26 protein-coding genes are annotated in these 24680 nt (G+C 65.2%); 15 read left to right on the plus strand and 11 right to left on the minus strand.

What is annotated here, in order from left to right:
- Positions 1-20 precede the first annotated feature (20 nt).
- Both CVS48_RS22685 and CVS48_RS22690 read right to left on the minus strand, forming a co-directional pair.
- Positions 21-851 (minus strand): phosphoenolpyruvate hydrolase family protein, encoded by an 831-nt coding sequence (locus CVS48_RS22685; protein ID WP_100856404.1) that lies wholly within the window; start codon positions 849-851, stop codon positions 21-23.
- An 11-nt stretch (positions 852-862) separates the two neighbouring features.
- A complete protein-coding gene (locus CVS48_RS22690; protein ID WP_100856405.1) occupies positions 863-2083 on the minus strand; it encodes a Tm-1-like ATP-binding domain-containing protein in 1221 nt (406 codons plus the stop codon).
- 177 nt (positions 2084-2260) lie between these two features.
- Here CVS48_RS22690 and CVS48_RS22695 point away from each other — a divergent pair, with 177 nt between their 5' ends.
- Both CVS48_RS22695 and CVS48_RS22700 read left to right on the plus strand, forming a co-directional pair.
- Positions 2261-2908, plus strand: a complete 648-nt coding sequence (locus CVS48_RS22695) for a TetR/AcrR family transcriptional regulator (RefSeq protein WP_100857809.1) — start codon at positions 2261-2263, stop codon at positions 2906-2908.
- A gap of 161 nt (positions 2909-3069) precedes the next feature.
- On the plus strand, positions 3070-4713 hold the full coding sequence (locus CVS48_RS22700) for a CehA/McbA family metallohydrolase domain-containing protein (RefSeq protein ID WP_100856406.1): 1644 nt from the start codon (positions 3070-3072) through the stop codon (positions 4711-4713).
- Between the two features lie 121 nt (positions 4714-4834).
- On the opposite strand, the gene clpB is transcribed toward CVS48_RS22700, so the two are convergent.
- Positions 4835-7441 carry an ATP-dependent chaperone ClpB gene (gene clpB, locus CVS48_RS22705; RefSeq protein ID WP_100856407.1) on the minus strand — a complete coding sequence of 869 codons (2607 nt, stop codon included), beginning with the start codon at positions 7439-7441 and terminating at the stop codon, positions 4835-4837.
- A 149-nt stretch (positions 7442-7590) separates the two neighbouring features.
- On the opposite strand from clpB, the gene CVS48_RS22710 reads away from it, so the two are divergent.
- The 7 genes from CVS48_RS22710 (at position 7591) to CVS48_RS22740 (ending at position 12143) form a co-directional block, all read left to right on the plus strand.
- Positions 7591-8028 (plus strand): gamma-glutamylcyclotransferase family protein, encoded by a 438-nt coding sequence (locus CVS48_RS22710; RefSeq protein WP_100857810.1) that lies wholly within the window; start codon positions 7591-7593, stop codon positions 8026-8028.
- A gap of 98 nt (positions 8029-8126) precedes the next feature.
- A complete protein-coding gene (locus CVS48_RS22715; protein ID WP_100856408.1) occupies positions 8127-8855 on the plus strand; it encodes a helix-turn-helix domain-containing protein in 729 nt (242 codons plus the stop codon).
- Positions 8856-8869: 14 nt separating this feature from the next.
- Positions 8870-10072, plus strand: a complete 1203-nt coding sequence (locus tag CVS48_RS22720; protein WP_100856409.1) for a hypothetical protein — start codon at positions 8870-8872, stop codon at positions 10070-10072.
- Between the two features lie 67 nt (positions 10073-10139).
- Positions 10140-10613 (plus strand): ArsR/SmtB family transcription factor, encoded by a 474-nt coding sequence (locus tag CVS48_RS22725; protein ID WP_100856410.1) that lies wholly within the window; start codon positions 10140-10142, stop codon positions 10611-10613.
- Positions 10535-10963, plus strand: a complete 429-nt coding sequence (locus CVS48_RS22730) for an SRPBCC family protein (RefSeq protein ID WP_100857811.1) — start codon at positions 10535-10537, stop codon at positions 10961-10963. Before CVS48_RS22725 ends, CVS48_RS22730 begins: the two co-directional genes overlap by 79 nt.
- A gap of 78 nt (positions 10964-11041) precedes the next feature.
- On the plus strand, positions 11042-11740 hold the full coding sequence (locus CVS48_RS22735; RefSeq protein ID WP_100856411.1) for a DUF899 domain-containing protein: 699 nt from the start codon (positions 11042-11044) through the stop codon (positions 11738-11740).
- A 46-nt stretch (positions 11741-11786) separates the two neighbouring features.
- Positions 11787-12143 carry a hypothetical protein gene (locus tag CVS48_RS22740; protein ID WP_100856412.1) on the plus strand — a complete coding sequence of 119 codons (357 nt, stop codon included), beginning with the start codon at positions 11787-11789 and terminating at the stop codon, positions 12141-12143.
- Between the two features lie 80 nt (positions 12144-12223).
- On the opposite strand, the gene CVS48_RS22745 is transcribed toward CVS48_RS22740, so the two are convergent.
- From CVS48_RS22745 to CVS48_RS22755, 3 genes are all read right to left on the minus strand, one after another.
- The gene (locus CVS48_RS22745; RefSeq protein ID WP_100856413.1) at positions 12224-12556 is read right to left on the minus strand and encodes a 2Fe-2S iron-sulfur cluster-binding protein; all 333 of its coding nucleotides are present in this window, start codon (positions 12554-12556) and stop codon (positions 12224-12226) included.
- Positions 12557-12581: 25 nt separating this feature from the next.
- Positions 12582-13178, minus strand: a complete 597-nt coding sequence (locus CVS48_RS22750) for an NUDIX domain-containing protein (protein ID WP_100856414.1) — start codon at positions 13176-13178, stop codon at positions 12582-12584.
- Positions 13179-13287: 109 nt separating this feature from the next.
- Entirely contained in the window at positions 13288-14541 is a 1254-nt protein-coding gene (locus CVS48_RS22755) for an Hsp70 family protein (RefSeq protein ID WP_100856415.1), read from the minus strand.
- Between the two features lie 390 nt (positions 14542-14931).
- Between CVS48_RS22755 and vasI the strand changes: the two genes are divergently transcribed.
- Positions 14932-15552 carry a type VI secretion system-associated protein VasI gene (gene vasI / locus CVS48_RS22760; RefSeq protein WP_197723141.1) on the plus strand — a complete coding sequence of 207 codons (621 nt, stop codon included), beginning with the start codon at positions 14932-14934 and terminating at the stop codon, positions 15550-15552.
- Positions 15549-17864 (plus strand): ImcF-related family protein, encoded by a 2316-nt coding sequence (locus tag CVS48_RS22765; protein ID WP_197723140.1) that lies wholly within the window; start codon positions 15549-15551, stop codon positions 17862-17864. Before vasI ends, CVS48_RS22765 begins: the two co-directional genes overlap by 4 nt.
- Before the next feature lie 9 nt (positions 17865-17873).
- Here the strand turns inward: CVS48_RS22765 and CVS48_RS22770 are convergent, their stop codons facing one another.
- Together CVS48_RS22770 and CVS48_RS22775 are read right to left on the minus strand one after the other, a co-directional pair.
- Complete coding sequence (locus tag CVS48_RS22770) at positions 17874-18212, minus strand: hypothetical protein (RefSeq protein WP_100856416.1); 339 nt, start codon at positions 18210-18212, stop codon at positions 17874-17876.
- 210 nt (positions 18213-18422) lie between these two features.
- Positions 18423-18659, minus strand: a complete 237-nt coding sequence (locus CVS48_RS22775; protein ID WP_100856417.1) for a DUF3820 family protein — start codon at positions 18657-18659, stop codon at positions 18423-18425.
- Between the two features lie 134 nt (positions 18660-18793).
- Here CVS48_RS22775 and CVS48_RS22780 point away from each other — a divergent pair, with 134 nt between their 5' ends.
- Together CVS48_RS22780 and CVS48_RS22785 are read left to right on the plus strand one after the other, a co-directional pair.
- The gene (locus CVS48_RS22780; protein ID WP_100856418.1) at positions 18794-19219 is read left to right on the plus strand and encodes a copper resistance protein NlpE; all 426 of its coding nucleotides are present in this window, start codon (positions 18794-18796) and stop codon (positions 19217-19219) included.
- 182 nt (positions 19220-19401) lie between these two features.
- The gene (locus CVS48_RS22785) at positions 19402-20139 is read left to right on the plus strand and encodes an ABC transporter substrate-binding protein (protein WP_100856419.1); all 738 of its coding nucleotides are present in this window, start codon (positions 19402-19404) and stop codon (positions 20137-20139) included.
- 74 nt (positions 20140-20213) lie between these two features.
- Here the strand turns inward: CVS48_RS22785 and CVS48_RS22790 are convergent, their stop codons facing one another.
- Positions 20214-20546, minus strand: coding sequence for an FmdB family zinc ribbon protein (locus CVS48_RS22790; protein WP_100856420.1), 333 nt, complete (start codon positions 20544-20546; stop codon positions 20214-20216).
- A gap of 11 nt (positions 20547-20557) precedes the next feature.
- The gene (gene fmdA, locus CVS48_RS22795; protein WP_100856421.1) at positions 20558-21787 is read right to left on the minus strand and encodes a formamidase; all 1230 of its coding nucleotides are present in this window, start codon (positions 21785-21787) and stop codon (positions 20558-20560) included.
- Between the two features lie 235 nt (positions 21788-22022).
- Here fmdA and CVS48_RS22800 point away from each other — a divergent pair, with 235 nt between their 5' ends.
- Positions 22023-22391 carry a hypothetical protein gene (locus tag CVS48_RS22800; RefSeq protein WP_100856422.1) on the plus strand — a complete coding sequence of 123 codons (369 nt, stop codon included), beginning with the start codon at positions 22023-22025 and terminating at the stop codon, positions 22389-22391.
- 61 nt (positions 22392-22452) lie between these two features.
- Here CVS48_RS22800 and CVS48_RS22805 read toward each other — a convergent pair whose 3' ends face one another.
- Positions 22453-23940 carry an aminotransferase class V-fold PLP-dependent enzyme gene (locus CVS48_RS22805; RefSeq protein ID WP_100857814.1) on the minus strand — a complete coding sequence of 496 codons (1488 nt, stop codon included), beginning with the start codon at positions 23938-23940 and terminating at the stop codon, positions 22453-22455.
- Positions 23941-24032: 92 nt separating this feature from the next.
- Between CVS48_RS22805 and CVS48_RS22810 the strand changes: the two genes are divergently transcribed.
- A complete protein-coding gene (locus CVS48_RS22810) occupies positions 24033-24518 on the plus strand; it encodes an Lrp/AsnC family transcriptional regulator (protein ID WP_100856423.1) in 486 nt (161 codons plus the stop codon).
- The last annotated feature ends 162 nt before the right edge of the window (positions 24519-24680 follow it).

Below are 24680 nucleotides of genomic sequence, written 5' to 3' on the forward strand. Positions count from 1 at the left end.
CAGCGTGAATCCCCCCCGAATCAAAAACTCAGATTCTTGAACTCGCGCGTGGCGGCGGTCAGCGCCTGTTCGGTGGGCAGGCGTTCCATGGAACTGGCGCCGTAGAAGCCGTGGCAATGCTTGCAGGCGCGCAGCACGTGGGCGGCGTCCTCGGGCGTGGCGATGGGGCCGCCATGGCACAGCACGATGATGTCGGGCCGCACCGCCAGCGCGGCGGCGGCGATGCGGTCGATGGCCGCCACGCAGCCGTCCAGCGTCTGCGCGGTTTCCGCCCCGATGGAGCCGCCCGTGGTCAGGCCCATATGCGCCACGATGATGTCCGCGCCCGCCTGCGCCATGGCCACCGCGTCGTCCTCGTTGAACACGTAGGGCGTGGTCAGCATGCCCTTCTGGTGCGCCAGGCGGATCATGTCGACCTCCAGCGCGTAGCCCATGCCGGTTTCTTCGAGATTGGCGCGGAAGGTGCCGTCGATGAGACCCACCGTGGGAAAGTTCTGCACGCCCGAGAAGCCTTGGCGCTTCAGGTCGTCCAGGAATACATCGAAGTCGCAGAACGGATCCGTGCCGTTCACGCCCGCCAGCACCGGCGTCTGCTTCACCACGGGCAGCACTTCGCGGCCCATGTCGACCACGATCTCGTTGGCGTTGCCATAGGCCAGCAGGCCCGCCAGCGAACCCCGGCCCGCCATGCGGTAACGGCCCGAGTTATAGATGACGATCAGGTCGATACCGCCCGCTTCCTCGCACTTGGCCGACAAGCCCGTGCCCGCGCCGCCGCCCACGATGGGCGTGCGCGCGCGCACCATGGCGCGAAACTTTTCCAGCAGTTCATTACGGTCAAAACGCGGCATGGCGGCGATCCTTAGCGGGTAGCGATTTCAAGAAATTGGTCGACCGCTGTCTGGGCGAACAAGGGGTCGTTGATATGGCAGGGCACGCGCACCAGGCGGCGGTCCGGCGTCTGCACCACGTGCTTTTCCAGCGCGGCGAACAGCGCGGCATCCGCCTCGGGGTCCCAGAATGCCTGGCCGGGTGCGTCCAGCGCCGACACGCCGCCTTCCGGTATCAAAAAGCGCACCGGCCCGTTGCATTGGTTCAGCTTCGCGGCAATCCATTCGCCCTGCCGCGTGTTCTCTTCGGCCGTGGTGCGCATCAGCGTCACCTGCGGGTTATGCGGGTAGAACGTGCGGCCCTGATAGCGTTCGGGCACGGTGTCCATGCCGCCGAAGTTCACCATGTCCAAGGCGCCGCACGAGCCGACATACGGCGCGCCGGTGCGGGCCACGGCGCCCAGGCGGTCTTCGGTGCAGGCCAGCACACCGCCAAACAGGAAGTCGCAGACTTCGGTCGTGGTCAGGTCCAGCACTCCGGCAAGCAAGCCGCTGTCCAACAGCTTTTCCATCGACTGTCCGCCCGTGCCCGTGGCGTGAAACACCAGGCAGTCGTAACGCGCGTCCAGCAGCGGCGTCACCTGCTGCACGCAAGCGGTCGTGACGCCGAACATGGTGATGCCCACGGCGGGGCGGCTGTCGTCGTCGCCGGCGGAGGCATTGGCGGCGGCCATGCGGTGCGCCCCCGCGATGGCGCCCGCCGCGTTGGCCAGCACGCGGCGTGATATGCGGTTCAGGCCGGCCACGTCCGTCACGGAATACATCATGGCGATATCCGACGGGCCGACATAGGGCGCGACATTGCCCGAGGCCATCGTCGACACCATCACCTTGGGCGTGCCTATCGGCAGCGCGCGCATGGCGGGCGTGATCAACGCCGTGCCGCCCGAGCCGCCCAGGCCCAACATGGCGCCGATGCCCGCGTGGCTGGCCACGTAGCGTTCAAAGGCCAGCGCCATGGCCGCGATGGCCGTGCCCCGGTCGCCGGTGAACACGGCGTCCACCCCACCCGGGTGGCTGGCCGCCACGTCGCGCGCCTGGATCTGCGCCGTGCTGGCGGCGCCTGTGGTGGACACGTCCACCGACACCACGTCCAGCCCTTCGCGCTTGAGCAGGTTCACCACGTACTCGGCTTCCTGGCCCTTGGTGTCATAGGTGGCGGCAACAAAGACCTGCTGATTTGAATGCGTCATGGCTCCTCCGTGGGCGGCTACACTCGGTGCGCGCCTCGATATGTGAGGCCTAAATGTAAGGTCCCGATGAAGGTCCAAACAGGCCTGTAGAATCAAGAAATGAGACGAAAGAATCATACTGAGACACCAGTCTCACGTCAAACCTCGCCCCCTGTCCGCCCGCCCTCGGCAGCGCGCCTGATCGCGCCCGCGAGCCCGCAGGCGGCAGCAAGCGGCGAGCCGCCGCACGGCCCGCGCGCGCGCATGCGCAAAACCTTGCTGGACGCCGCCCAGCAGTTGATGGCGCAAGGCATCACGCCATCGGTCGCCGAACTGGCCGAACACGCCCAGGTGTCGCGCGCCACGGCGTATCGCTACTTTCCCAGCCAGAGCGCGTTGATCGCGGCGGTGGTGGACGAAAGCCTGGGCCCCATCCTGGCTTGGGATTCCGACGCGCCCGACGCCGCCACCCGCGTCGACGAGCTGCTGCGGTTTGCCTACCCCCGGCTGGCCTCGCACGAGGCGCCCTTGCGCGCGGCCATCATGGTGTCGTTACAGCAGCACGCCGAAGCCAACGCGGGCAAGCCCGCCGCCGACCCCAGGCTGGTGCGTGGCCACCGGGTCGACATCCTGAAGCGCGCCATCGCGCCCTTGGCAAGCGAGCTGACGCCGGCGCAGCAAGACCGCGTGGCGCAAGCGCTGTCGCTGGTTTATGGCACCGAAGTGTTCCTGGTCTTGAAAGACATCTGGCATCTGGACCTGCCCGCCGTCACGGACGTGGTGCGCTGGACCGCCAACGCCATCATCCAGCAAGCGCTGGCCGAGGCGAGCACGCCGCGTCGGTAGCGACTGCGCGTCGCCGCTGCCCATAGCCCCTGCACACCGCAACGGCGCACCATCACCGCGAAAGGCAGACGCCTTGCTGTCACGGCCGCGTCACCCGCCACGGGCATAGTTCGGCGTTTTGCGGCCTGCCTTCGCGGGCCGCGCGACGTTGGAGTGTGTCCATGCAGTTCGAAGTATCCCGCTTGCGCCGGGCCATCATGCCCTTGTCCCTGGCTTGCGTCACCCTGTTGAGCGCCTGCGGTAACGATGACGATAATGAAGCCGCCGTCGCCCCCACGCCTCCGGTCGTCACGGAGCCGGCCCCCACGCCCGTCGAAACCGGCGCCTGGACCACGGGTGACCTGCACGTGCACACCTACCAATCGGACGACGCGCAAGTCAGCCTGGAAAGCGCGCTGGACCAGGCGTTTGACCGCTACAAGCTGGACTGGGCCGCGCTCTCGAACCACCTGCGGTTGTCGAACCGCGACCATACCGGCACGACGTTGGCCGGCGGCGCCATTCCGTTTTCCACCGGCATGGCCTTGTATGAAGTGCCCTTCATCAAGACCGCGCAGGCAGCCGGCCGTTATGCCGGCAAGATCATTTTCTCGTCCTTCGAATGGGACATGCCGACGCATGACCACGTCAACATCGGCATCGGCACGGATGACCCGCTGTCGGACAAGTCGCTCACGGCCGTGGCCGAATTCGAGTACCTGTTCACCAACCGCGCCCCCGCCCTGTTCGACCCCTTGCTGGTGTCGCGCCTGTCTGGCGAAACCCGCGCCTACACCACGCATGCGGATTCGCTGGCGGCGCTGAAGTGGCTGCGCGACAAGCATCCCGACAGCTACATGCTGTTGAATCACCCGTCGCGGTACGCAGGCAAGTACACCGTGGCGCAATTACGCGAGATGAATGACCTGGCGCCCAATGTCTTCTTCGCCATCGAAGGCATGGTGGGCAACCAGATGGAACCCGACCGCGGCGGCTACGCCGAGGCCTATACCGCCGGTTTCCTGCCCAACCGCACCTATGGCGGCGTGGACTACCTGGTGGCGCATCTGGGCGGCACGTGGGACGCGCTGCTGGGCGAAGGCCGGCGCATCTGGACGGTGGCGGATTCCGACTTCCATTTCCGTACCGCCTCGGGCCTGTATAGCTCGGGCTATGCGCCCGGCGAATACGCCAAGACGCACGTCTGGAAAGACGGCGACAACATGGCGGCGGTGGTGGCCGGCCTGAAAAGCGGCCGCGTGTTCGGTGTGTTCGGCGACCTGATCGATGCCCTGGACTTCCAGGCGCAAGGCGCGGCCGGCACCGTGCACATGGGCGGCGAACTGCAAGCCACGAAGGGCGAAAAGGTGGAAGTCACCATCCGCTTTCGCAGCCCGGACAGCAACAACTATGAATACCCGATCGAAAGCGGCAACCCCACCTACGTCAAGCCCACCGTCAACCACGTGGACCTGATCGTGGGTGACGTGGGCGCGCGCGCCGCCGCCGGCACGCCCGATTACGACGCCGACACTAACCCGACCACCCGCGTGCTGGCCCGCTTCACGCGCGCCGACTGGACGGTGGACGCCGACGGCTACAACGTCATCAAGACCACGGTGACCGCGGACAAGAGCCAGTATCTGCGCCTGCGCGGCACCAACCTGGGCGTGGACGTGGCCGGCGAAACCGCCGCAGGCGAACCGCTGCCTGACGCCAAGGTGGACCTGGCCGATAACGTCGCGCGCTTCAACGCCATCAACGCGCGCAACTACAACGACCTGTGGTTCTATTCGAACCCGGTGTTCGTGACGGTCGCGCAGTGAAGTAGCCTCCGTCGGTGAACCCCGCCGGTAAGCCCCCTCGGTAAACCCGGCGCGCCGAACACGGCACAAAAAAAGCCTGGCATCTTTCAATGCCAGGCTTTTTGCTTACTGCAGGTTTTGCTTACTGCAAGGTTCGGGTGAAGATGAATTCACCGTCTTGCCAATCCACCGGCACCACATCGCGTGGCCCGAACTTGCCTTCCAGGATCATGCGCGCCACCGGGTTTTCGATCTGCTGCTGGATCGCGCGCTTCAAGGGGCGTGCGCCAAACACCGGATCGAAGCCGGAGCGGGCCAGTTCGGCCACTGCGGGCTCGGTGACCTCAAGCCGCATTTCCTGCTTTTCCAGCCGCGCGGCCAGGCGGCGCAACTGGATGCGGGCGATGGACTCGATGTGCTGCGCTTCCAGCCCGTGGAACACCACCACTTCGTCGATACGGTTCAGGAATTCGGGACGCAGGGTTTCCTTGAGTTCGCCCCACACCACTTCCTTGACCACGTCGTAAGGCTGGCCCGCCAGGCTCTGGATGTGATGCGAGCCCAGGTTGGACGTCATCACGATCACCGTGTTGCGGAAGTCCACCGTGCGGCCCTGGCCGTCGGTCAGGCGACCGTCGTCCAGCACTTGCAGCAGCACGTTGAACACGTCCGGATGCGCCTTTTCGACTTCATCCAGCAGCACCACGCTGTACGGCTTGCGGCGCACGGCTTCGGTCAGGTAACCGCCCTCTTCGTAGCCCACGTATCCCGGCGGCGCGCCGATCAGCCGCGCCACCGAATGCTTCTCCATGAATTCGCTCATGTCGATGCGGATCATGTGGTCTTCGGAGTCGAACATGAATTCGGCCAGCGCGCGCGTCAGCTCGGTCTTGCCCACGCCGGTGGGGCCCAGGAACAGGAACGAACCGTAGGGCCGCGACGGGTCCGCCAGACCCGCGCGCGAACGCCGAATGGCGTCGGACACCAGGCGCACGGCCTCGTCCTGGCCCACCACGCGCTTGTGCAGGAATTCCTCCATCTGCAGCAGCTTCTCGCGTTCGCCCTGCATCATCTTGGACACCGGAATACCGGTGGCGCGAGACACCACTTCGGCGATCTCTTCCGCGCCCACCCGGGTGCGCAACAGACGCGGGCGGCTACCGTCGCCCTCGGCGTTTTCAGCGGCCTGCGCGGCGCCCACTTCGGCGGCCTTCAGGCGCGACTCCAGGTCCGGCAGCTTGCCGTATTGCAGTTCGGCCAGCTTGTCGAATTGACCCTTGCGTTGCAGTTCCGCCATTTCGGCGCGCACGCTGTCGATCTCTTCCTTGATGGCCTGGGTGCCTTGCACGGCGGCCTTCTCGGCCTTCCAGATTTCCTCGAAGTCGTTGTATTCGCGTTGCAGCTTTTCCAGCTCGTCTTCAATGACGCCCAGGCGGCGCTTGGAGGCGTCGTCGGTTTCCTTCTTGACGGCCTCGCGCTCGATCTTCAACTGGATGATGCGACGGTCCAGCTTGTCCATCACTTCCGGCTTGGAATCGATTTCCATGCGGATGCGCGCACCGGCTTCATCGATCAGGTCGATGGCCTTGTCGGGCAGGAAGCGGTCGGTGATGTAGCGGTGCGACAGTTCTGCCGCCGCGACGATGGCCGGGTCGGTGATTTCAACGCCGTGGTGGATTTCATAGCGTTCCTGCAAGCCGCGCAGGATGGCGATGGTGGATTCCACATCGGGTTCGTCGACCAGCACCTTCTGGAAGCGGCGTTCAAGGGCCGCGTCTTTCTCGATGTACTTGCGGTATTCGTCCAGCGTGGTCGCGCCGATGCAATGCAGCTCGCCGCGCGCAAGCGCCGGCTTGAGCATGTTGCCCGCGTCCAGCGCGCCCTCGGCCTTGCCCGCGCCCACCATGGTGTGCAGTTCGTCGATGAAGACGATGTTGCTGCCGTCGTCCTGGCCCAGCTCTTTCAGCACGGCCTTCAGGCGTTCTTCGAATTCGCCACGGAACTTGGCGCCGGCCAGGAGCGCGGCCAGGTCCAGCGACAGCACGCGCTTGCCGCGCAGGGTCTCGGGCACTTCGTCGTTGACGATGCGCTGCGCCAGGCCTTCGACGATGGCGGTCTTGCCCACGCCGGGTTCACCGATCAGGACCGGGTTGTTCTTGGTGCGGCGCTGCAGGATCTGGATGGTGCGGCGGATTTCGTCGTCGCGGCCGATGACCGGGTCCAGCTTGCCCTGCCGGGCGCGCTCGGTCAGGTCCAGGGTGTACTTGGACAAGGCCTCGCGGTTGGACTCGCCTTCGGCGCCCGAGACGTTTTCGCCGCCGCGCACGGCGTCGACCGCGGCTTCCAGGGCTTTCTTCTGCAAGCCCGCTTCACGCAGGATGCGGCCGGCCTCGCCTTTGTCGTCGGCCAGCGCCAGCAGGAACAATTCGCTGGCGATATAGGTGTCACCCCGGCGCGCGGCTTCCTTGTCGGTGCGGGTCAGCACCGCGTTCAAGTCGCGGCCAACCTGCACGTTGTCGTCGCCCTGCACTTGCGGCAAGGACTTCATGGCGGCTTCCAGCGCGGGCTGCAGGCGGTTGACCGCCACGCCGGCGCGCGCCAGCAGGCTGCCTGCGCCGCTGTCCGGATCGGACAGCAATGCCGACAGCACGTGCACGGGCTCGATATAGGGATGATCGTTACGGGCGGCCAGACTTTGAGCGTCGGCCAGGGCTTGCTGGAACTTGGTGGTTAGTTTGTCGAATCGCATAATGGTCGTTTGGCTTGTTGGAGAGCCTGACCGATACGTGCCGGCTGGCTCGATATCCTGAATATGCGGCCGGATGAGAGAATTTCAACACCTGCCGCCCCATGGTTTGCTTCGACGTGCTGGGCTTCGACGGCTTGAAGAACCGATTTATGAGCATATACGTTTTTATCTACGGCACCCTACGCGCAGGCGAAATCAATGATCTGGCGCAAGCCGCCGCGCGGCGCGGCCTGCCCGCGGCCCAATGGGTGGCACGTGCCACGGTGCCCGGCATGCTGGTGGATTTCGGCCAGTGGCCGGGGCTGATCCCCGTGGCTGACGGGCGCCGGGTGCGGGGCGACGTCTATCGCGTGGACCCGGCCCTGATCGCCCTGATGGACGAAATCGAGGAATACGTCCCCGGGCAGCCCTGCTGCTTTGTGCGCCGCGAGATCACCGCGCGGCTGGAAGCGCCCGTTGATGGTGCTCTCGACCTGCCCTGCCAGTACTATCCGATTGATCCGGCGCACCGGGCGTTGGCCGTCGACATTGCGCAAGACGACTGGATCGCCTACCGGCAAGCGCGGCCGGCGCCCACCGGCCCGTAAGACACCCGTAGTAACAACCGACTACAATGGATTTTGTCTTCACGCTTGTACACCCGTGCGCGCCTTCCCGGCGCGCCGGGCACTATAAAGGTCATCGTATGCAAAAACGGGTTCCCGTTGCCCCGGATGCCGCCCACTGTTCCACGTGTATGTTGGGTCACGTGTGTGTGCCCGTGGGCATGGCCGCCGCCGAAGTGGAAAAGCTGGACGAGCTGGTGCAAGAGCGCGTGCGCCTTGAAAAGGGCAAGATGCTGTATTCGCTGGACCACCCGCTTGACGCTGTATACGGCGTGCGCTTTGGCAGCATCAAGACGCAACTGGAAGACGCCACCGGCCAGATCCAGATCACCGGCTTCCACCTGCCCGGCGAAATCGTCGGCATGGACGGCATGCTGGAAGGCAAGCACGTGTCGGCGGCCGTGGCGCTGGAAGACTCCGAGGTTTGCGTCATCCGCCTGAACGAAGTGGACCGCGTGGCCGCGCACCTGCCCTCGTTGCAACAACAGTTCCGCCGCCTGATGAGCCGTGAAATCACGCGCTCGCATCAAATGCTGGCGTCGCTGGGTTCGATGCGTTCGGAACAGCGCCTGGCGGCTTTCCTGCTGAACCTGTCGCAGCGCTATGCCTCGCTGGGCTATTCGTCGACCGAGTTCGTATTGCGCATGAGCCGCGAAGAAATCGGCAATTTCCTGGGCCTCACCCTTGAGACCGTCAGCCGATTGTTCTCTCGTTTCGCGCGCGAAGGCCTGATCAAGATCAATCAGCGCGAGGTCCGCATCCTGGACCTGCCCGCCCTGAAGCAACTGCTGGGCCAAGAAAGCTGCTGAACGCCCCTCGCGCCATGCGTTGCGCGCCCGCTCCTTCCTTGTCCCACGTTACGCGCCTGGCCCGTGGGCGTCGGCTGGGCGCGGCCGTGGCGCTGACTGCGATGCTGGCCGCGATACAGACCCCCGCGGCCGTGCATGCCCAGACGCCGCTCCCCCCGCCCTACGACTACGACGAGCCCGTCCCCACGCCCCAGCGCGCCGCGCCCTTGCGGTGGCAAACCGTTGAACTGGGCAAGCCGGGCCACCGCTACAAGATGCCGGTCTACGCCAATCGCAACCTGGCCAAGGATGACCTGCGCGACATCAAGCAAATCGTGATCGTCGTGCACGGTGTCAAGCGGGATGCCGACAGCTACTACGAGACCGTCGCGCAACTGCTCACGCACAATCCGGACCGGGCGCGCAACACGCTGATCCTGGCGCCGCGCTTCTCGGGCTCGATCGATTCCGGGTTCGGCGGCATGGCCGCATGGCGTAAAGCCGACTGGGAAGACGGAGGCGAAAGCGTCAAGGCCAGCGGCCGGCCCGCCCCGGTCACGTCCTTCCAGGTGCTGGACGACCTGCTTGGCAGCCTGGACGATCGCAAGCGCCTGCCCACGCTGGCCGGCATTGTGCTGGCCGGCCATTCGGCCGGCGCGCAGTTGGTGCACCGCTACGCCATCCTGAACAATCTCGACGGCACGCTGCGGCGCGACGGCCTGTCGCTGCGCTACGTGGTCGCCAACCCCTCGTCCTACCTGTACCTGAGCAACGAGCGGCCCCGCGCCGACGGCAAGGGCTACGCCCGTTACGAACGCGGCATCTGCCCCACCTACAACCAGTACAAGTACGGCACCGACAAGCTGCCCGCCTACGCGGGCGACACCGACGACAGCCGGCTGTTCGTGCGCTATGCCGCGCGCGAGGTCATCTACCTGTTGGGCGGCGCGGACAACAACCCCGAACACCGGCTGCTGGACAAGACCTGCGGCGCCGAGGCGCAGGGCGCCACCCGCCTGGCACGTGGCACCGGCTACGTGCAGTACGAACATGTGTTGGCCGCACGCGGCGCCAAGCCCGTGCCGCTGCATCACAGCAGCTTTGAGGTGGGCGGCGTGGGGCACGACAGCAAGCGCATGTTCGGCTCGGTCTGCGGCGCCCAGGCGCTATTGGGTTTCGGCGCCCAGACGGGCGAGCGCGCAGCCGCCTGCGACATCATCAAGCCGCGCGGTAAATAAGAACCTAGGGAAATTCCTGACGGCGTCGGCTTGACGCCGGCGTTGTGGCGGGCCGATACTTAACCTTATGGTTAACTTAAACGACGACACGCTGGATAGCGTTTTCTCTGCCCTGGCCGACGGCACCCGCCGCCGCGTGCTGGCGGACCTGGAACAGGGCACCGCGACGGTCAGCGAACTGGCGCGTCCCCACGCCATGTCGCTGCCGGCCTTCCTGAAGCACTTGCGCGTGCTGGAAGACGCGGGCCTGATCGCACGCGCCAAGGACGGCCGCGTGGTCAGTTGCACCTTATCGCCCCAGCCCATGCAGGCGGCATCCGACTGGCTGACGCGTTACGAGAAGTTCTGGACCGGCCAATTCGATTCGCTGGCCCGCTACCTGTATCACGACGAGGAGATCCACCCATGTCCACCGCCCCCAGCAACACCCCCGCCCCCGGCCCCGCCCAGGGCAACACCCCCATCGAGCTCCGGCTCACCCGACGCTTCACCGCCACCGCCGACCGGCTCTGGCGCGCGTGGACCGACCCGCAAGCGCTGATGAAATGGTTTGGCCCCGCCGGCACCCAGCGCGTGCTGCAGGCCGACACCGACGTGCGTGTGGGCGGCGCCTATCAGGTGGGCTTTGTGACCGAAGACGGCCAGGCGCATTACGCCAGCGGGGAATACCAGGAGGTCGAGCCGCAACGCCGCCTGGTGTTCACCTGGGCATGGCGCGATACGCCGGACGACACCTCGCTGATCACCCTTGAATTCACCCCCGTGCAGGGCGGCACCGAGCTGGCCTTCCTGCAAACCCCCTTTGTCGACCAAGCCACCCGAGACGGCCACGAAACCGGCTGGGCGGGCGCCATGGACCGGCTCGCGGATCACCTCGCAAGCCCGGTCTGACTTGCCGATTGCCCCACAGGCGGGTCGCAAGGCCCGCCCCGCTGCGGGTCTCAGCGCCCGCCACTCAGGAGACGCACCATGCACACCGACCACGCCGTTGTATCCCGCCCGGAATGGGAAGCTGCCCGCGCAGCCCTGCTGGTCCGCGAGAAAGCCCTGACGCGCAGCCAGGACGCGCTCGCGCGCGACCGGCTCGCCCTGCCCTGGATGCGCGTCGAAAAGCGCTACCAGTTTCAAGGCGAGCAAGGGCCGCTGGGCCTGGCCGACCTGTTTGGCGGCAACAGCCAGTTGATCATCTATCACTTCATGTATGCGCCCGAATGGGACGAAGGCTGCGTGGGGTGCTCATTCCTGGCCGACCACCTGGACGCCGCGCTCGTGCACCTGCGCCATCACGACGTGACGGTGGTGGCGGTATCGCGCGCGCCGCTGGCCAAATTGAACGCGTTCAAGCGGCGCATGGGCTGGCGCTTTACCTGGCTGTCTTCCGAAGGTTGCGACTTCAACGGCGACATGCACGCCTCCGTGCCCAACGCCGACGGCAGCATGGAAGACCGGCCTGGCGCCAGCGCTTTTTTTCGCGATCCGGACGGCAACATCTTCCTGACGTATTCCGCCTTTGAACGTGGCGTGGAAAGGTTGGCGGGCGCCTATAACTATCTGGACTTCGCCGCGTTTGGCCGCAATGAAAACGGCCCGAACTTCGACGTGACCGATTGGGTGCGCCATCATGACCGGTACGACCACGCAAACGCCAACTGCCACGTCTGCGGCTAAACGGCTGCGCGCGATAACCGGCCCATGGCTTGCCTGTGTAGCGGCCATGCTGATCGGCCTGCTGGCCGACACCCGCCACACGCCCGCCGCCTTGCTGGCCAGCGAATGCGGCGCGCCGGGCGGCTTGCTGGACATGGCGTGGCGGCACGCGGTGCTGATGCCCGTGACCAGCACCGCCATGGCGCTGGCCGCCCTGGCGCCCTGGCCCGCAGCGCCCCCGTTGACCGAGCGTGTGCTCTGCGCCGGGCTCATGGCCGTGGGCATGATTTTGGGTGCAAGGTTGGGCGTGGTGACGGCGCTGGGCTTGGGCGCGCCGATATTTGCCGGCCTGGTGCTGGGCATGGCGGCCGGGATGGCGGCCGCGCTCTTGCCCTTGGCGCTGCTTGGCCGGGCCCGCGATTAGCGGTGCGCGTAGTGGCCCAAGTAGTGGCTCAGGTAATGGCTCAGGTAATGGCCCAAGTAGGCGCGCATCTAGTGACGCTCTTAGCGACGCGCCCCGGTCAGCGCACGCTCCACCGGCGCGGCGGGTTCTATCGGTGCGGCTAGCGGCGCCTGGATCGTCAGCGCGGACGTGGCCTGCGCCACGCAGGGCAAGATCCAGCCTTCTTCCTTTTCATCCCGCGACAGCCCCGGCCATTCAACGGCATACGTCACGGAACCCTCCAGCATCAAGCACATACAGGCGCGGCAGGTCCCGTTGCGGCAAGAACTGGGCAGCTTGATCCCGGCGGCCTGCGCCGCAAGCAGCACCGAACTGCCGGCGTCCGCGTCATAACGCAGGCCGGCCGGTTCGATCAGAATGGAAAATGCGGCCATGACGACGACGGGTCCAGGCGACGCCTTAGGCGGCGTTGTCCTGCCAGTCCAGCTTCCAGGCGCCGGACAGCACATTCTGCATCCACAGCACGCAGGTCAGCGTCTTGGCGTCGGTAACTTCGCCCTTGCTGCATGCAGCAAGAAGCTCGGCGGGGTCCGCGCTGATCACGTCCAGGAACTCGTCCTGATCCAACTGCCGCGGCCCGGCGCGCAAACCGCGCGCGAAGAAGATGTGGATGATCTCGGTGGAATAGGCGATGGCCAGGTGCAGGGCGCCGGCGTGCGCCCACTGGTCGGCGGTGTAGCCGGTTTCTTCAAGCAATTCGCGCTTGCCGCACACCAGCGGGTCTTCGCCCGGATCCAGCTTGCCCGCCGGAAACTCCGTCATGACGCGCCCGATGGGATAGCGAAACTGGCGTTCAAGCAACACCCTGCCGTCGTCCAGCAACGGGATCACCACGACAGCGCCCGGATGCACGATGTATTCACGCGTTGCGGTGTTGCCGTTGGGCAGGCTGACGGTGTCGCGGCGAACCTTCAGGAAACTGCCTTCAAACGGCGCTTCGCGGGTCACCAGCGTTTCAACAAGATGCGTATCGCTTTCAGCGGAGGGGCGGGTCATGACGGCGTCTTAGTCTCTTGAAACAGGCGGGCGGCGAGCCGCCCCGGGGCAAGCCATGCAGCTTACCACCGCCGCCCGACGCCGCACGGCCGCTTGCCCGGCCGGAGGCTCAATCGAACTTGCGTTTGGCGTCCAGCGCCAGGCCGGCGCCAATGCTGCCAAACAAATCGCCTTCCACGCTACGCGCGCCCGGCACCAGCGCCGACACGGTCTCGCGCAAGCGCGGCACGCGGCTGGAGCCGCCCGTGAAGAACACCGTGTCTACATCCGCGGTGGCCACGCCCGCATCGCGCAGCAACGCGCCCACCGTGGTCTCGACCTTTTCGATCAAGCGGCCCACGCAGGCATCGAACGACGGGCGTGTCACGTCCACCGCCAATTCCGGCGCAATCCGCGACAGGTCGATGCGTGCCAACGGGTTTTCCGACAGCGCGATCTTGGCCTCTTCCACCTGCACCGCCACCCAGTGGCCGGCGCGCTGCTTCACCAGGTTCAGCAACAGGTCGATCTTGTCGCGGTCGCCGGCTTCGGCGCGAATATACGCAAAGTGCTCCGCGGCCTTGCGGGTGTACGCCTGGTTGATGGTGTGCCAGCAAGCCAGGTTGCCGTATTGGGTTGACGGCACATCCTTGCCGCTGCGCAACTGGCTGCCCAAGCCCAGCAGCGGCATGACGTGTGCCAGGCTCAACTGCTTGTCGAAGTCCACCCCACCGATGTGTACCCCGCCGTAAGCCAGGATGTCGTCGCGACGATCTGCCTTGGCGGCGCGGCCCGGCCCCAGACGGATCAAGGAAAAGTCCGAGGTACCCCCGCCGATGTCGATGACCAGCACCAGCTCTTCGCGATCAATCTGCGATTCATAGTCGAAGGCGGCAGCCAAGGGTTCGAACTGGAATTCGATGTCGGTGAACCCCACGCTGCGCGCGATTTCGCCCAGCGTGTCTTGCGCGGTCTGGTCGGCCGCCGTGTTGTCGTCGACGAAGAACACCGGCCGGCCCAGCACCGCCCGCGTGAAATCGCGCCCTGCGGCAGTTTCGGCGCGCCGCTTCAGTTCGGCGATGAAGCGGGTCAACAGCACGCGAAACGGAATCGAACGCCCTTGGACTTCGGTGGACCCATCGATCAACGAACTGCCCAGCAGGCTCTTCATCGACCGCATCAAGCGCCCGTCATAACCCGCCAGATAGTCGGAAATCGCGGCGCGGCCATAGCTGACCTCCGCGTCTTCATCGTGGAAAAAAATGGCCGACGGCAAGGTGGTCTTGCCGTCTTCCAGGGCGAGAAGCGCGCGCTGGTCGGGGCGGCTCCAGCCTACGGTGGAGTTGGACGTGCCGAAGTCGACGCCGCATGCGGTGGAGATCATGGAGATTTCTGGGGCTGAAAGCAAAACGGCGGACAAGTGTACTCGCTTCGCCGGGGCGGGGGCGTCATGCGCGGTTCCAGGGCATCCGGCCCCTTCTACGAAGCGTGTTGCCGCAGACGGCTTGCCGAGCCGTCGCAATAGGACGAATTCGAAAATAGAAAAACAATCATCAACGCGCGCAATGACGCTTGGAATTTGCCGCCATTCACGCCGCTTTCTGATTCTTCCTATGGATAAAAACGAAGTGGCATGGTCTCGTTGTTGATTACCACTTTGTTCAAAAGTGTGCGATTCATGATCGCTGGATGCCTCTCAAATCCTGAGCATCTTCAAAAACATGTTGGCGCGCCGCTGTCAGGCGTGAAATCTGCACGGGGAGGAACACTCTGCATGAAACCCACAGCTACCCTGCTTATGCTGTTGATGGCCGCGCCGGCCGGCCACGCCGCGCTGGCCGCCGATACCCCTTTGCGCCACTGCACACAGCTCATCTCCAACGTCGAGCGGCTGGCATGCTTTGACGCGGCCACGGGAACACCGCCATCGGCGCGCGCGTCGGACGTCATCCGGCAGAACGAATCGACACGGCCTGAGGGCGACTCGACGTTCCTGCTGACCGACTCGAACGAGCCTCCTGCCGGGCAACAGCGCGTGGTGATTTCCGCGCCGGCGCTGAACACGCAACCTCCCATCTATCTGGCCATCACCTGCCTGTCCAACATTTCGCGCTTGCAGTTGCAGGCGGATCGGCCCTTCGAGCGCCACCAGATGACCGTCCAGCTTTATATGGATGATCGGCCCTTGTCCGCCGCCCGCCCGTGGCGCGTGCTGGCCGAAGGCAACGTGGCCGACGCCGGACGAGGCCTGGTCGCCATTGACCAGTTGCGGCCCTTCGTGGCGGGCCAGCGCCTGCGGGTGGAGAGCGACTACGCGTTGTTCAACGGCTTGACCTTCAACGCCACCGGCTTGCAAGCGCTGTTGTCGCGCCAACGCGAGGCGTGTCACTGGTGACCCATCGCGTCATGCGCAACATGGAAGGCTTGCAGGCGCCGTGGCGGCGCACACTGATGGTGCGCTTCGGCGTCGCCGCGCTGGGATGCCTGCTGATGGCCGCTGGCTGGTATCACGCCCATCGCGTGAACCGCCAGACAGCGATGCCGGTGCAGGAGATGAACCGCGAATTCAGCGTCAGCAAGATCAACGGCAACGACTCATCCGGCCGCACGCTCTTGCAGCCGCTGGATCAGCTTCGCAGCGCCGTCGCCGTGGTCGGAGACTACCGCAAGGCTTGGCCCGTCCTCTCGGAACTGGGCCTGTATCAAGGCCGCAAGATCGGGGCGACCGTGGACGACGCTTACGTGCAGTGGTTGTCCAGGCGCTTTCTACCGGAACTGGCAAACGGCGTCATGAACGCCATCAATGGCGCGCCTTCCGGCAGCAACCAGCAACTGGCGGCGCTGCGCGTCTACCGCATGATCGAAGACCGTCAGAACCGCCGCCCCCCCATTGTGGAAGACTGGATGAAGCAACAATGGCAGGCAGCCTTTCCCGGCCAACGATGGGTGCAGAACGCGCTGATGCGCCATCTGGACTACGCCATGAAGCATGCCGACGCCGAACTGCCCCGCAACCTGGCCCGCATTGCCGAGGTGCAGCAGCGCCTGCGGCAGATACCCATGCCGCAGCGCGTCTACATGACCCTGCGCGAGCAGGCCGGCAAGATCCTGCACTCGCCGCTCGACCTGCGCAATGAAGTCGGCCCCGCATTCGACATCGTCTACAAGAATCCCGCCGCAACGACGGGGCCGCACCGAGCATCAACCAGCATCGATCCCTTGTTGACGGCAGCCGGTTATCACGGCTATTTCACGGCGCACGGCACGGACTACATCGACCTCGCAATGATCGACCGCTGGACGCTGGGCGAGCGACACCGAATTGATTTCTCGGACGCCGACAAACAGGTGCTGGCCGAACGGGTGCGCGCGCTGTACCGCAGCGATTACATCGATACCTGGCAACGCGGCCTGAACCAGCTTGAGGTCGTTGACTTCAACGACCTGGGCCAGGCCGTGACCGTGTTGGGCAGTGTGATCGGCCCCGCGGCGCCGCTGCGCCGGCTGGTCGAGACGGTGCGCGACAACGCCGGCTCCGAGGCCGCCATCGCGCGGCCCTTCGCGCCCTTGGCGGACCTGTTGGTGGCCAAGGGCGACAAGCCGTCCTACCTGGACGAAAGCATGGCCGCCATCAGCCGTGTCCACGACACCCTGAAGACCGTGCACGACAGCCCCGAACCCGGCAAGGCCGCGCTTGCGGTGGTGCTGGACCGTTTTGCGCTCAAGGGCGCGGACCCGATCGGGAACCTGCAGCGCGTGGCCGTCGGCTTGCCCGAGCCCTTGAACCGGCAGGTGAAGAAGCTGGCCGACGAATCGTCGCAAGTGCTGTTGATCGAAGCCCTGAAAGAGCTTGAGCGGCGCTGGGAGACGGACGTGTACCGCTACTACCAGGAACGCCTGGCCGGACGCTATCCCTTCAACCCGAATAGTCGCATCGACGCATCGCTTGAGGATTTCACCGCGTTGTTCGGGCCGCAAGGCAGGCTGGCGCAGTTCAAGGAGCAATACCTGAAACTGTTCTTCGACGACAACCTCGAGGCCCTGTATTCAGAGCGCCGGGGTGGCTATCTGGTACGGATGGATGTGCTGGCGCAGCTTGAGGCCGCCGACCGCATCCGCGACGCCTTCTTCAACAGCCGGGGCGCGCTGGGCGTGCAGTTCAGTATCCAGCCCCTGGGGCTGACCTCCAGCCGCCGCAGCAGCGTTCTTAGCGTGGAAGGCCAGTTGATCAGTTACAGCCATGGCGCCAGCAACAGCGTGGGGCTGATCTGGCCGAATAGCCTAGGCGACTCCACGGAAAGCCGCATCACACTGGTCAGCGCGGCCGGCACCAGCAGCGGGCTGGCGTATCGCGGGTCGTGGTCGATGTTTCGTTTGCTGAGCCAGGCGCGGCTGGATAGCGCGACGGCCAATAGCGTCGATTTGAGTTTCTCGGCAAACGACGGCGCCATGCGCTACCGGATCACCGCCGAAAAGGCCAACAACCCGTTCACGCAAGCCAGCTTCGACGGCTTTGCGCTGCCCGACACCTTGCTGGCCGAGGCGTCCAAACCCTCGCCGCCCAAGCCCGCGCCGGTTGCGGCGCCACGGGCTCGCCCGAAAACGCCTGCCTCGAAGAGCCCGCCCCGATCGCCCCCGAAGGCCGGCGCGGCGGCGCCCAGGCTGGCTGATGAGCCAAACGTCTTGCCGCACCATGCGCCCGCCTGACGCGCCGCGCTACTGCTGGCGGCGCTGCTCCAGCTCTTTCAGGCACTGCGCCACGCCGGCCTGCATCTGCGCGTTGGACACGGCGGCGCGGTCGGATACTTCGCGGCAGCGCACATATTCAGCTTGGCTTTCCGCCGAATCCCGGATCACCACGGGGCCGGTTCCTGGCGCGGGGGTAACCGTCATGCGCAGGGTCGACGGCGGCGACTGGCTGCCATCCTTGGACGGCTGGCTGGGAAACTGCATTTCCTGCGTGGCCGGCGCGGCATTCTGTGCATGCGAGACGCTCACGGCTCCCAAGGCGCACGCCGCGGCAAGCAGGCAAGCCGGAACGGAATATTTCTTCATAAAGACCTCTCTCTTGAATGGGCAGGCGCCCCGGGGCGGCGGGCTTTCCGCGCTGGGCATCCGGAACAGCAAAGCGTGGGATGCCCCCAGGGGCGCGCCGCTTATCGTAGCGCCGCCCGCCGCCACCCGGCGTGCCAAGACGCTACCGGCGACGGCAGAGATGTTTCTCGCGGTTTCTTGCGGCCTTCCGACGCGGCCAAGCCCGGCTTGCTATCGCTTTGGCGCCGCGCCCGAGCGCGCAGCGCGCAGCGGCGCCAACAAGGACGACAGGCCGTTGTGGTCCAGTTCATGCATCAACGCCAGGAGGCGGCCGAGTTCGCCGGGGGGAAAGCCCTTGCGCGCGAACCACGCCAGGTACGGGCCGGGCAGATCGGCGATCAGGCGTCCCTTGTACTTGCCGAACGGCATGTCGCGAGTCACCAACAGATTGAGCAGTTCGGGATCCATGGCGCGCAGTCTACCTCAGCCCCCTACCAGAGCGCCGCCTGCATGCCAAGACCACGCTGCGCACCTTACATCCCGTTTCAGCACACCCTATTTACTGTCCGTATCGTGAACCCGTTTACCCACAGGAGCTCGCCATGATGAAAACCACCCTGACCTGCACCCTGAGCCTTGCCTTGCTTGCCGGCTGCGCCCCCTTTTCGTCGCCTGACGCTCGCGACACGCCGGCCGATGGCCACACCGCGCGCAACGCGCTGGACTGGCCGGGCAGCTACGAAGGCACCCTGCCCTGCGCCGATTGCCCCGGCATCAAGACGCGGCTGACCTTGATGAAGGGCGACCGCTATGAACGCCAGACCCAGTATCTGGACCGCGAGCCGCAGCCCGAGATCGTTACCGGCACGTTCAGTTGGGAATCAGACGGCAGCACCATCCGGCTGGACGCCTCGGGCGATAGCCAGCGCTACTTCGTCGCCGAGAACCAGGTGATCATGCTGTACCGCGACGGCACCCGCCCCACCGGCCCGCTGGCCCCGCACTACGTCCTGCGCCGCGCGCAGTAAGCTGAGCAATCAGGCCTGCAATACAGCGCGGGGCTGGGCGCGGCATCGCGCAAACGCCTGGGTGTTACCCGTCTCCGCCAGCGCCTTGGTACTGCCTGTCCTTTTCCAGCGATTCCGTTCCGGCTATTCTTCTTGATGCGAACCGCGCGCCAGCCCATCGGCGCCCCACCCTCAAGGAAGCCATGAAGACCGACCACGAGTTGCTTTCCGCCTTTGCCCCGAACGGTACGCTGCGCGCGTCCATCAATCTGGGCAACCCCATCCTGGCGAACACCGACCCGGCCACCGGCCAGCCTGGCGGCGTGTCGGTGGATCTGGCCACGGAACTGGCGCGGCGCCTGGACGTGAAGCTGGATCTGGTGGTGTTCAAGTCAGCCGGCGAATCCGTCAACGCCGTGGCTACGGAACAGGCGGACGTGGGCTTTTTTGCCATTGACCCGCTGCGCGGCGAGCAGATCGCCTTCACCGCCCCCTATGTCGTCATCGAAGGGGCTTACCTGGTGCGCCAGGACTCGCCTGTCACCGCCATGGAGCAGGTCGACCGCGACGGCGTGCGCGTAGTGGTCGGCAAAGGCAGCGCGTACGACTTGTACCTGACGCGCGAGCTGAAGCACGCGGAAATCTTCCGCGCCCCGACCTCGCCCGCCGTGGTCGACACGTTCTTGCAGGAAAACCTGGAAGTGGCGGCGGGCGTGAAGCAACAGCTTGAAGCCGACGCCGCGCGCCTGGGCGGGCTGCGGCTGTTGGACGGCCACTTCATGCTGATCCGCCAGGCCATGGGCGTACCCAAGAGCCGTGGCGACAAGGCCAGCGCGTATTTGGCCGCCTTTGTCGAAGCCATGAAGAAATCGGGGTTCGTCGCTGAGGCCCTGACGCGCCACAAGATTCAAGGCGCTGCGGTGGCGCCAGCCCAAGCCTGAAGCCAGCCACGCGCAAACAAAAAGCGCCGGCCGATGTTGCAATCGGCCGGCGCTTCGTTCATCACGCAAACACCTCAATGGCTGACCATCCAGGGCCTTGCGCCCGCGAATGATTTCGCTCCATCAGCGCTGGTGCGCGTCTTGCCCGATGCGCGCCCGCCTCCACAACAACCGCAGTTCATGCCATGCCCCGACCGCGAACTGCGCGGCTCGTTCGCGCTGCGTTCGTTCACGGCACGTGCGCGGTTCACGGCGGACGACAGTGCGGAGATCGCCGGCGCCCCGCTGATGATGCGGCCCGACGCGGCGCCGCATTGCGGGCAGGCCGCCGGATCGCGCCACTGCGCCAGCGGCCGCAGGGCGGCAAAATCGCCGCACCCGCCGCAGGAATAGTCATACATGGGCATCGCGGCTCTCCTTAGCGATCGCGCGAGAGCGGCATGTCCACCCCGCCCTGGATATGCTTGACGGGCCCTGACGCCGAGGGCTGAATGTCGAAGTCGAAGATCTCGGTGGGCAGCCACAGCGTGGCGCAGGAATTGGGAATGTCGACCACCCCGCTGATATGGCCCTGCACCGGCGCGCAGCCCAATAGCGAATACGCCTGCGCGCCCGAATAGCCGAACTTCTTCAGGTATTCGATGGCGTTCAGACACGCCTGCCGATAAGCCACGTTCACGTCCAGGTAGTGCTGCTTGCCTTCTTCGTCCACCGAGATGCCTTCGAAGATCAGGTAGTCCTTGTAGGCGGGGGTGATGGGGCTGGGCTTGAAGATGGGATTCTTGATGGCGTATTTTTCCATGCCACCCTTGATGAGCGACACGCGCATATGCACCCAGCCCGCCATTTCAATGGCGCCGCAGAAGGTGATTTCGCCATCGCCTTGAGAGAAGTGCAGATCCCCCACCGACAGGCCGCCACCCTGCACGTAGACCGGAAAGAACACGCGGGCCCCGCGCGACAGGTCCTTGATGTCGCAGTTGCCGCCGTGCTCGCGGGGCGGCACCGTACGTGCACCTTCGGCCGCTGCGCGATCACGGTCTGCGCCTTGCAGGGCACCCATGTGAGCCGTCTTGGGCGCGGGCGGATTGGCCAGCGGCGGCACACGGTTGGGGTTGGTGTCGATCAGCGCCTGTTCGCGCCGGTTCCACGTGTCCAGCAGCTTTTTGTCGGGCAGGCAGCCGATCAGGCCGGGATGGATCAGGCCGGCGAAATTCACGCCGGGAATATGGCGCGACGACGTGAACATGCCGTGGAAATCCCAAATGGATTTCTGCGCATGCGGGAAATGTTCGGTCAGGAAACCGCCACCGTTGTTGCGGCTGAAAAAGCCATTGAACCCCCACAGGCTGTCGGGCTTGGCGCCGATGTCCAGCAGGTCAACCACCAGCAAGTCACCGGGCTCCGCGCCTTCCACGCCCACCGGGCCGGAAAGAAAATGCACGGTCGAAAGGTCTACGTCGCGCACATCGTCGGCGCTGTCGTCGTTCTTGATTGCGCCGCCCGTCCAGTCATAGGTTTCCAGTACGAAATCGTCGCCGGGCTTGACCCACACGGCCATCGGAATATCCGGATGCCAACGGTTGTGGATGTGCTTGTTTTCGTAAGGGGACTGGTCCAGATCGACCTTGATGAGGGGTGTGGTCATTCTCTTTCATCTCCAACGTGACGTGTTGATAAAACAGAACTTCAGCCGGAAGGCAGGCGCCCGATTCCGTTGCGGCTCGGGTCTTTTGAATCAGAAAGCCGTGGTCGATGGTAGACCGGTTCCCGCGAATCACCATACTGGTTTTCCATGCAGTGGCAGGCGTGCGGCGCAACAGAATCTCGAGCGCTTTTCGCACCAGTTATGATGCACGCCACGCCACACCAAGGTTTTTCGCATGGCAGCAAAGCACCGTCGGCCACTGGCCATTTTTTTGATCTTCGCGGCTTGCGCCGCCGCACCGGCGCGCGCCGATAGCGACTGTGTTGCCCGCATCGATGCGGCAGAGGCCAGCTTGAAGCGCAAGCAAGACGCGCAGCGCACGCACGAAGCGGCCAACAATCTGGAGCTGAACCGGGATCTTTGCCAGGGCCGCCTGGATCTGCTGGATGCGCGCTACGCGCTCAGCGATGATTTTGAAGCGTGCCGCCGCCAGGGCGCCGCGTTTTCGAACGCCGTCGTGCGCAGGCTGACCCAGGCGTCCGAGGAACTTGCCGACATGAAGGCCGCCTGGATCCGGACGTGCGCCAGGCAGATGCAAGACTGAGGGCTGAAGCCTCGCGCTTGGCGTCGCCACGCCGTGAATCAGCGCGGCGAGGCCTTTGGCATCAGATGGACATTTCCATCTCGCTGTGTTGCGGGAAGAAGATGGCGCGGCTGGGATCGAAGCCGTAGCGCGTTTCGAATTGGCAGGCGTCATTCGCCAGCGCCAGGACCGACTCAAGAATGAAGTCGGCCTTCTCATCCGACAGCAACACGCTGAAATTCAACCTGACAAAGCCGGGCTTTTCGATTTCGCGGCCATCCAGAATGGCTTGGCGCATCTGCCGCGACTGGGCGGGGTCGATGTCCAACAGCCGGTGCACGTACGGCCCCGCGCACGCGCAGCCTCCACGCGCCTGGATGCCGAAGCGGTCGCTGAGCAGGCGGGTCACCAATTGCTGATGCACGAACCCGCCCTGGGCATTGCGCACGCGGAACGAAAAGATGGGCAAACGATTGGCGCTAAGCGAGCCCAGCAATTCCAACTGGCCCGCGCCCTGCCAAGCGGCCAGCGCGCGCTGCACGAAGTGGGCGTTGCGCTGGCGCATGAAATCGGCGCCCAGCGCGTCCTTCACCAACAAGACCAGCGCGGCGCGGATGTCGCCCACCACGTTCGGCGTACCCGCTTCTTCGCGCGATTCCAGGCTGCCGCTGTAATCATGGCCCTCGGGTGACACGAACTTGACGGTGCCGCCGCCCGGCCAGGTCGGCGTGGTGTCGAGCACCGCGTCGCGCCGCACGATCAGCACGCCCGATGCGCCCGGCCCGCCGATGAACTTGTGCGGTGAAAAGACAATGGCGTCGATCTGCGCGTCCGTGGCGGGCGACATCTGGATGGGCAGGTAAGGCGCGCCGCCCGCGTAGTCCCACAGCATTTTCGCGCCGGCCGCCTTGACCTGCCGGGTGATGCCGGCCACGTCCGCCACGATGCCGGTCACGTTGGACGCGGCCGACAAGGCGCAGATCACCAGCGTGCCGGCGGGCGCGGCCAGCGCCGCGTCCAACGCCGCCAGGTCGGGGCCACCTTGCGCGCTTTCAGGCACTTCGACGATGTCCGCGCCGCATTCGCGCCACGGCAAGATATTCGAATGATGTTCGTACGGGCCGATGATTACGCGAACCGGCTTGCCCGCCGCCACCGCCGCATCCACGCCGAACAGGTGGACCAGGCGGTTGATGCCCGCCGTTGCGCCGGAGCCCGCAAAAATCACCGCATGCGCGTCGCTGGCGCCGCAGCAGCGGGCGATTGCGGCGCGGGCCTCGCGGCGCAAGCGCGTGATGAAGCCACCGCAGTAAGACGCTTCGGTGTGGGAATTGGCGTAGTACGGCAGCACCTGTTCCAGGACGAAGCGCTCGACCTGTATCAGGGCGCGGCCTGATGCGACGTAGTCGGCGTAGACCAGGGGCTTGCGGCCAAAGGGGCCGTCGATGAATGCGTCTTTGCCGATCAGGCCGTCGGCAAGCGCGGCGGCGATATCGCCGGTTTTCAGGCTGTCTTGAAACTGCTGCAACGGTCCTGCGGTGTCGGAGGCCGTGGCGGTAAGCGTAGTCATGATGGTCTTCCAATTGATCCGAAATATCATACGATGGAAGCCAACAACGAACATCACCGTAATTTTGCGTAAATCTGCTAAATATGGGTCATATGAACGGTCAACTGGAAAAAATAGACAAGCTTGATCTAAGCATCATCTCTTGCCTGCAAAAAGACGGTTCGCTGTCGCAGCGCGAGCTGGCCGATCGGGTGGGCCTTTCGCAAAATGCATGCTGGCGCCGGCTTCAACGCCTGAATGCCTGCGGCATCATTCGCGGCACCCGGGCCGAAGTCAGCTTGGTCGCGCTGGGGCTGGACCTGACCGTGTTCGTCATGATCCGCACCAGCCACCACGCCAAGGCCTGGGCCGACGGCTTCCGCCAGCACGTTGAACGCCTGCCCGAAGTGACGGAGTTCTATCGCATCGGCGGCGACTGGGATTACCTGATCAAGGTCGTCTGTCGAGGCATGGCCGGCTATGACCGCTTCTATCAGAAGCTGATCACCGATTTTGAACTGTCGACCGTGACGGGTTTCTTCAGCATGGAAGCCATTATCGAAAACCGTCCGCCGGATCTTCGGCTGCTGGAAACCTGAGCTAGCCCGTCCGACTGCCGGCCCACCGCGACAGGCGGGAACTTTGACGACCGATTCAGTTCGAACCCCTTCGCCCTCACCATGGAGACCCGCAAGGCCATGATTCTTTAAGCCCTCCTTCTGATCCCTCTTTGCCGCCCGCCGCGCAAAGCGTTTCATTAT

It is taken from the genome of Achromobacter spanius (assembly GCF_002812705.1).
Lineage (GTDB): Bacteria > Pseudomonadota > Gammaproteobacteria > Burkholderiales > Burkholderiaceae_B > Achromobacter > Achromobacter spanius.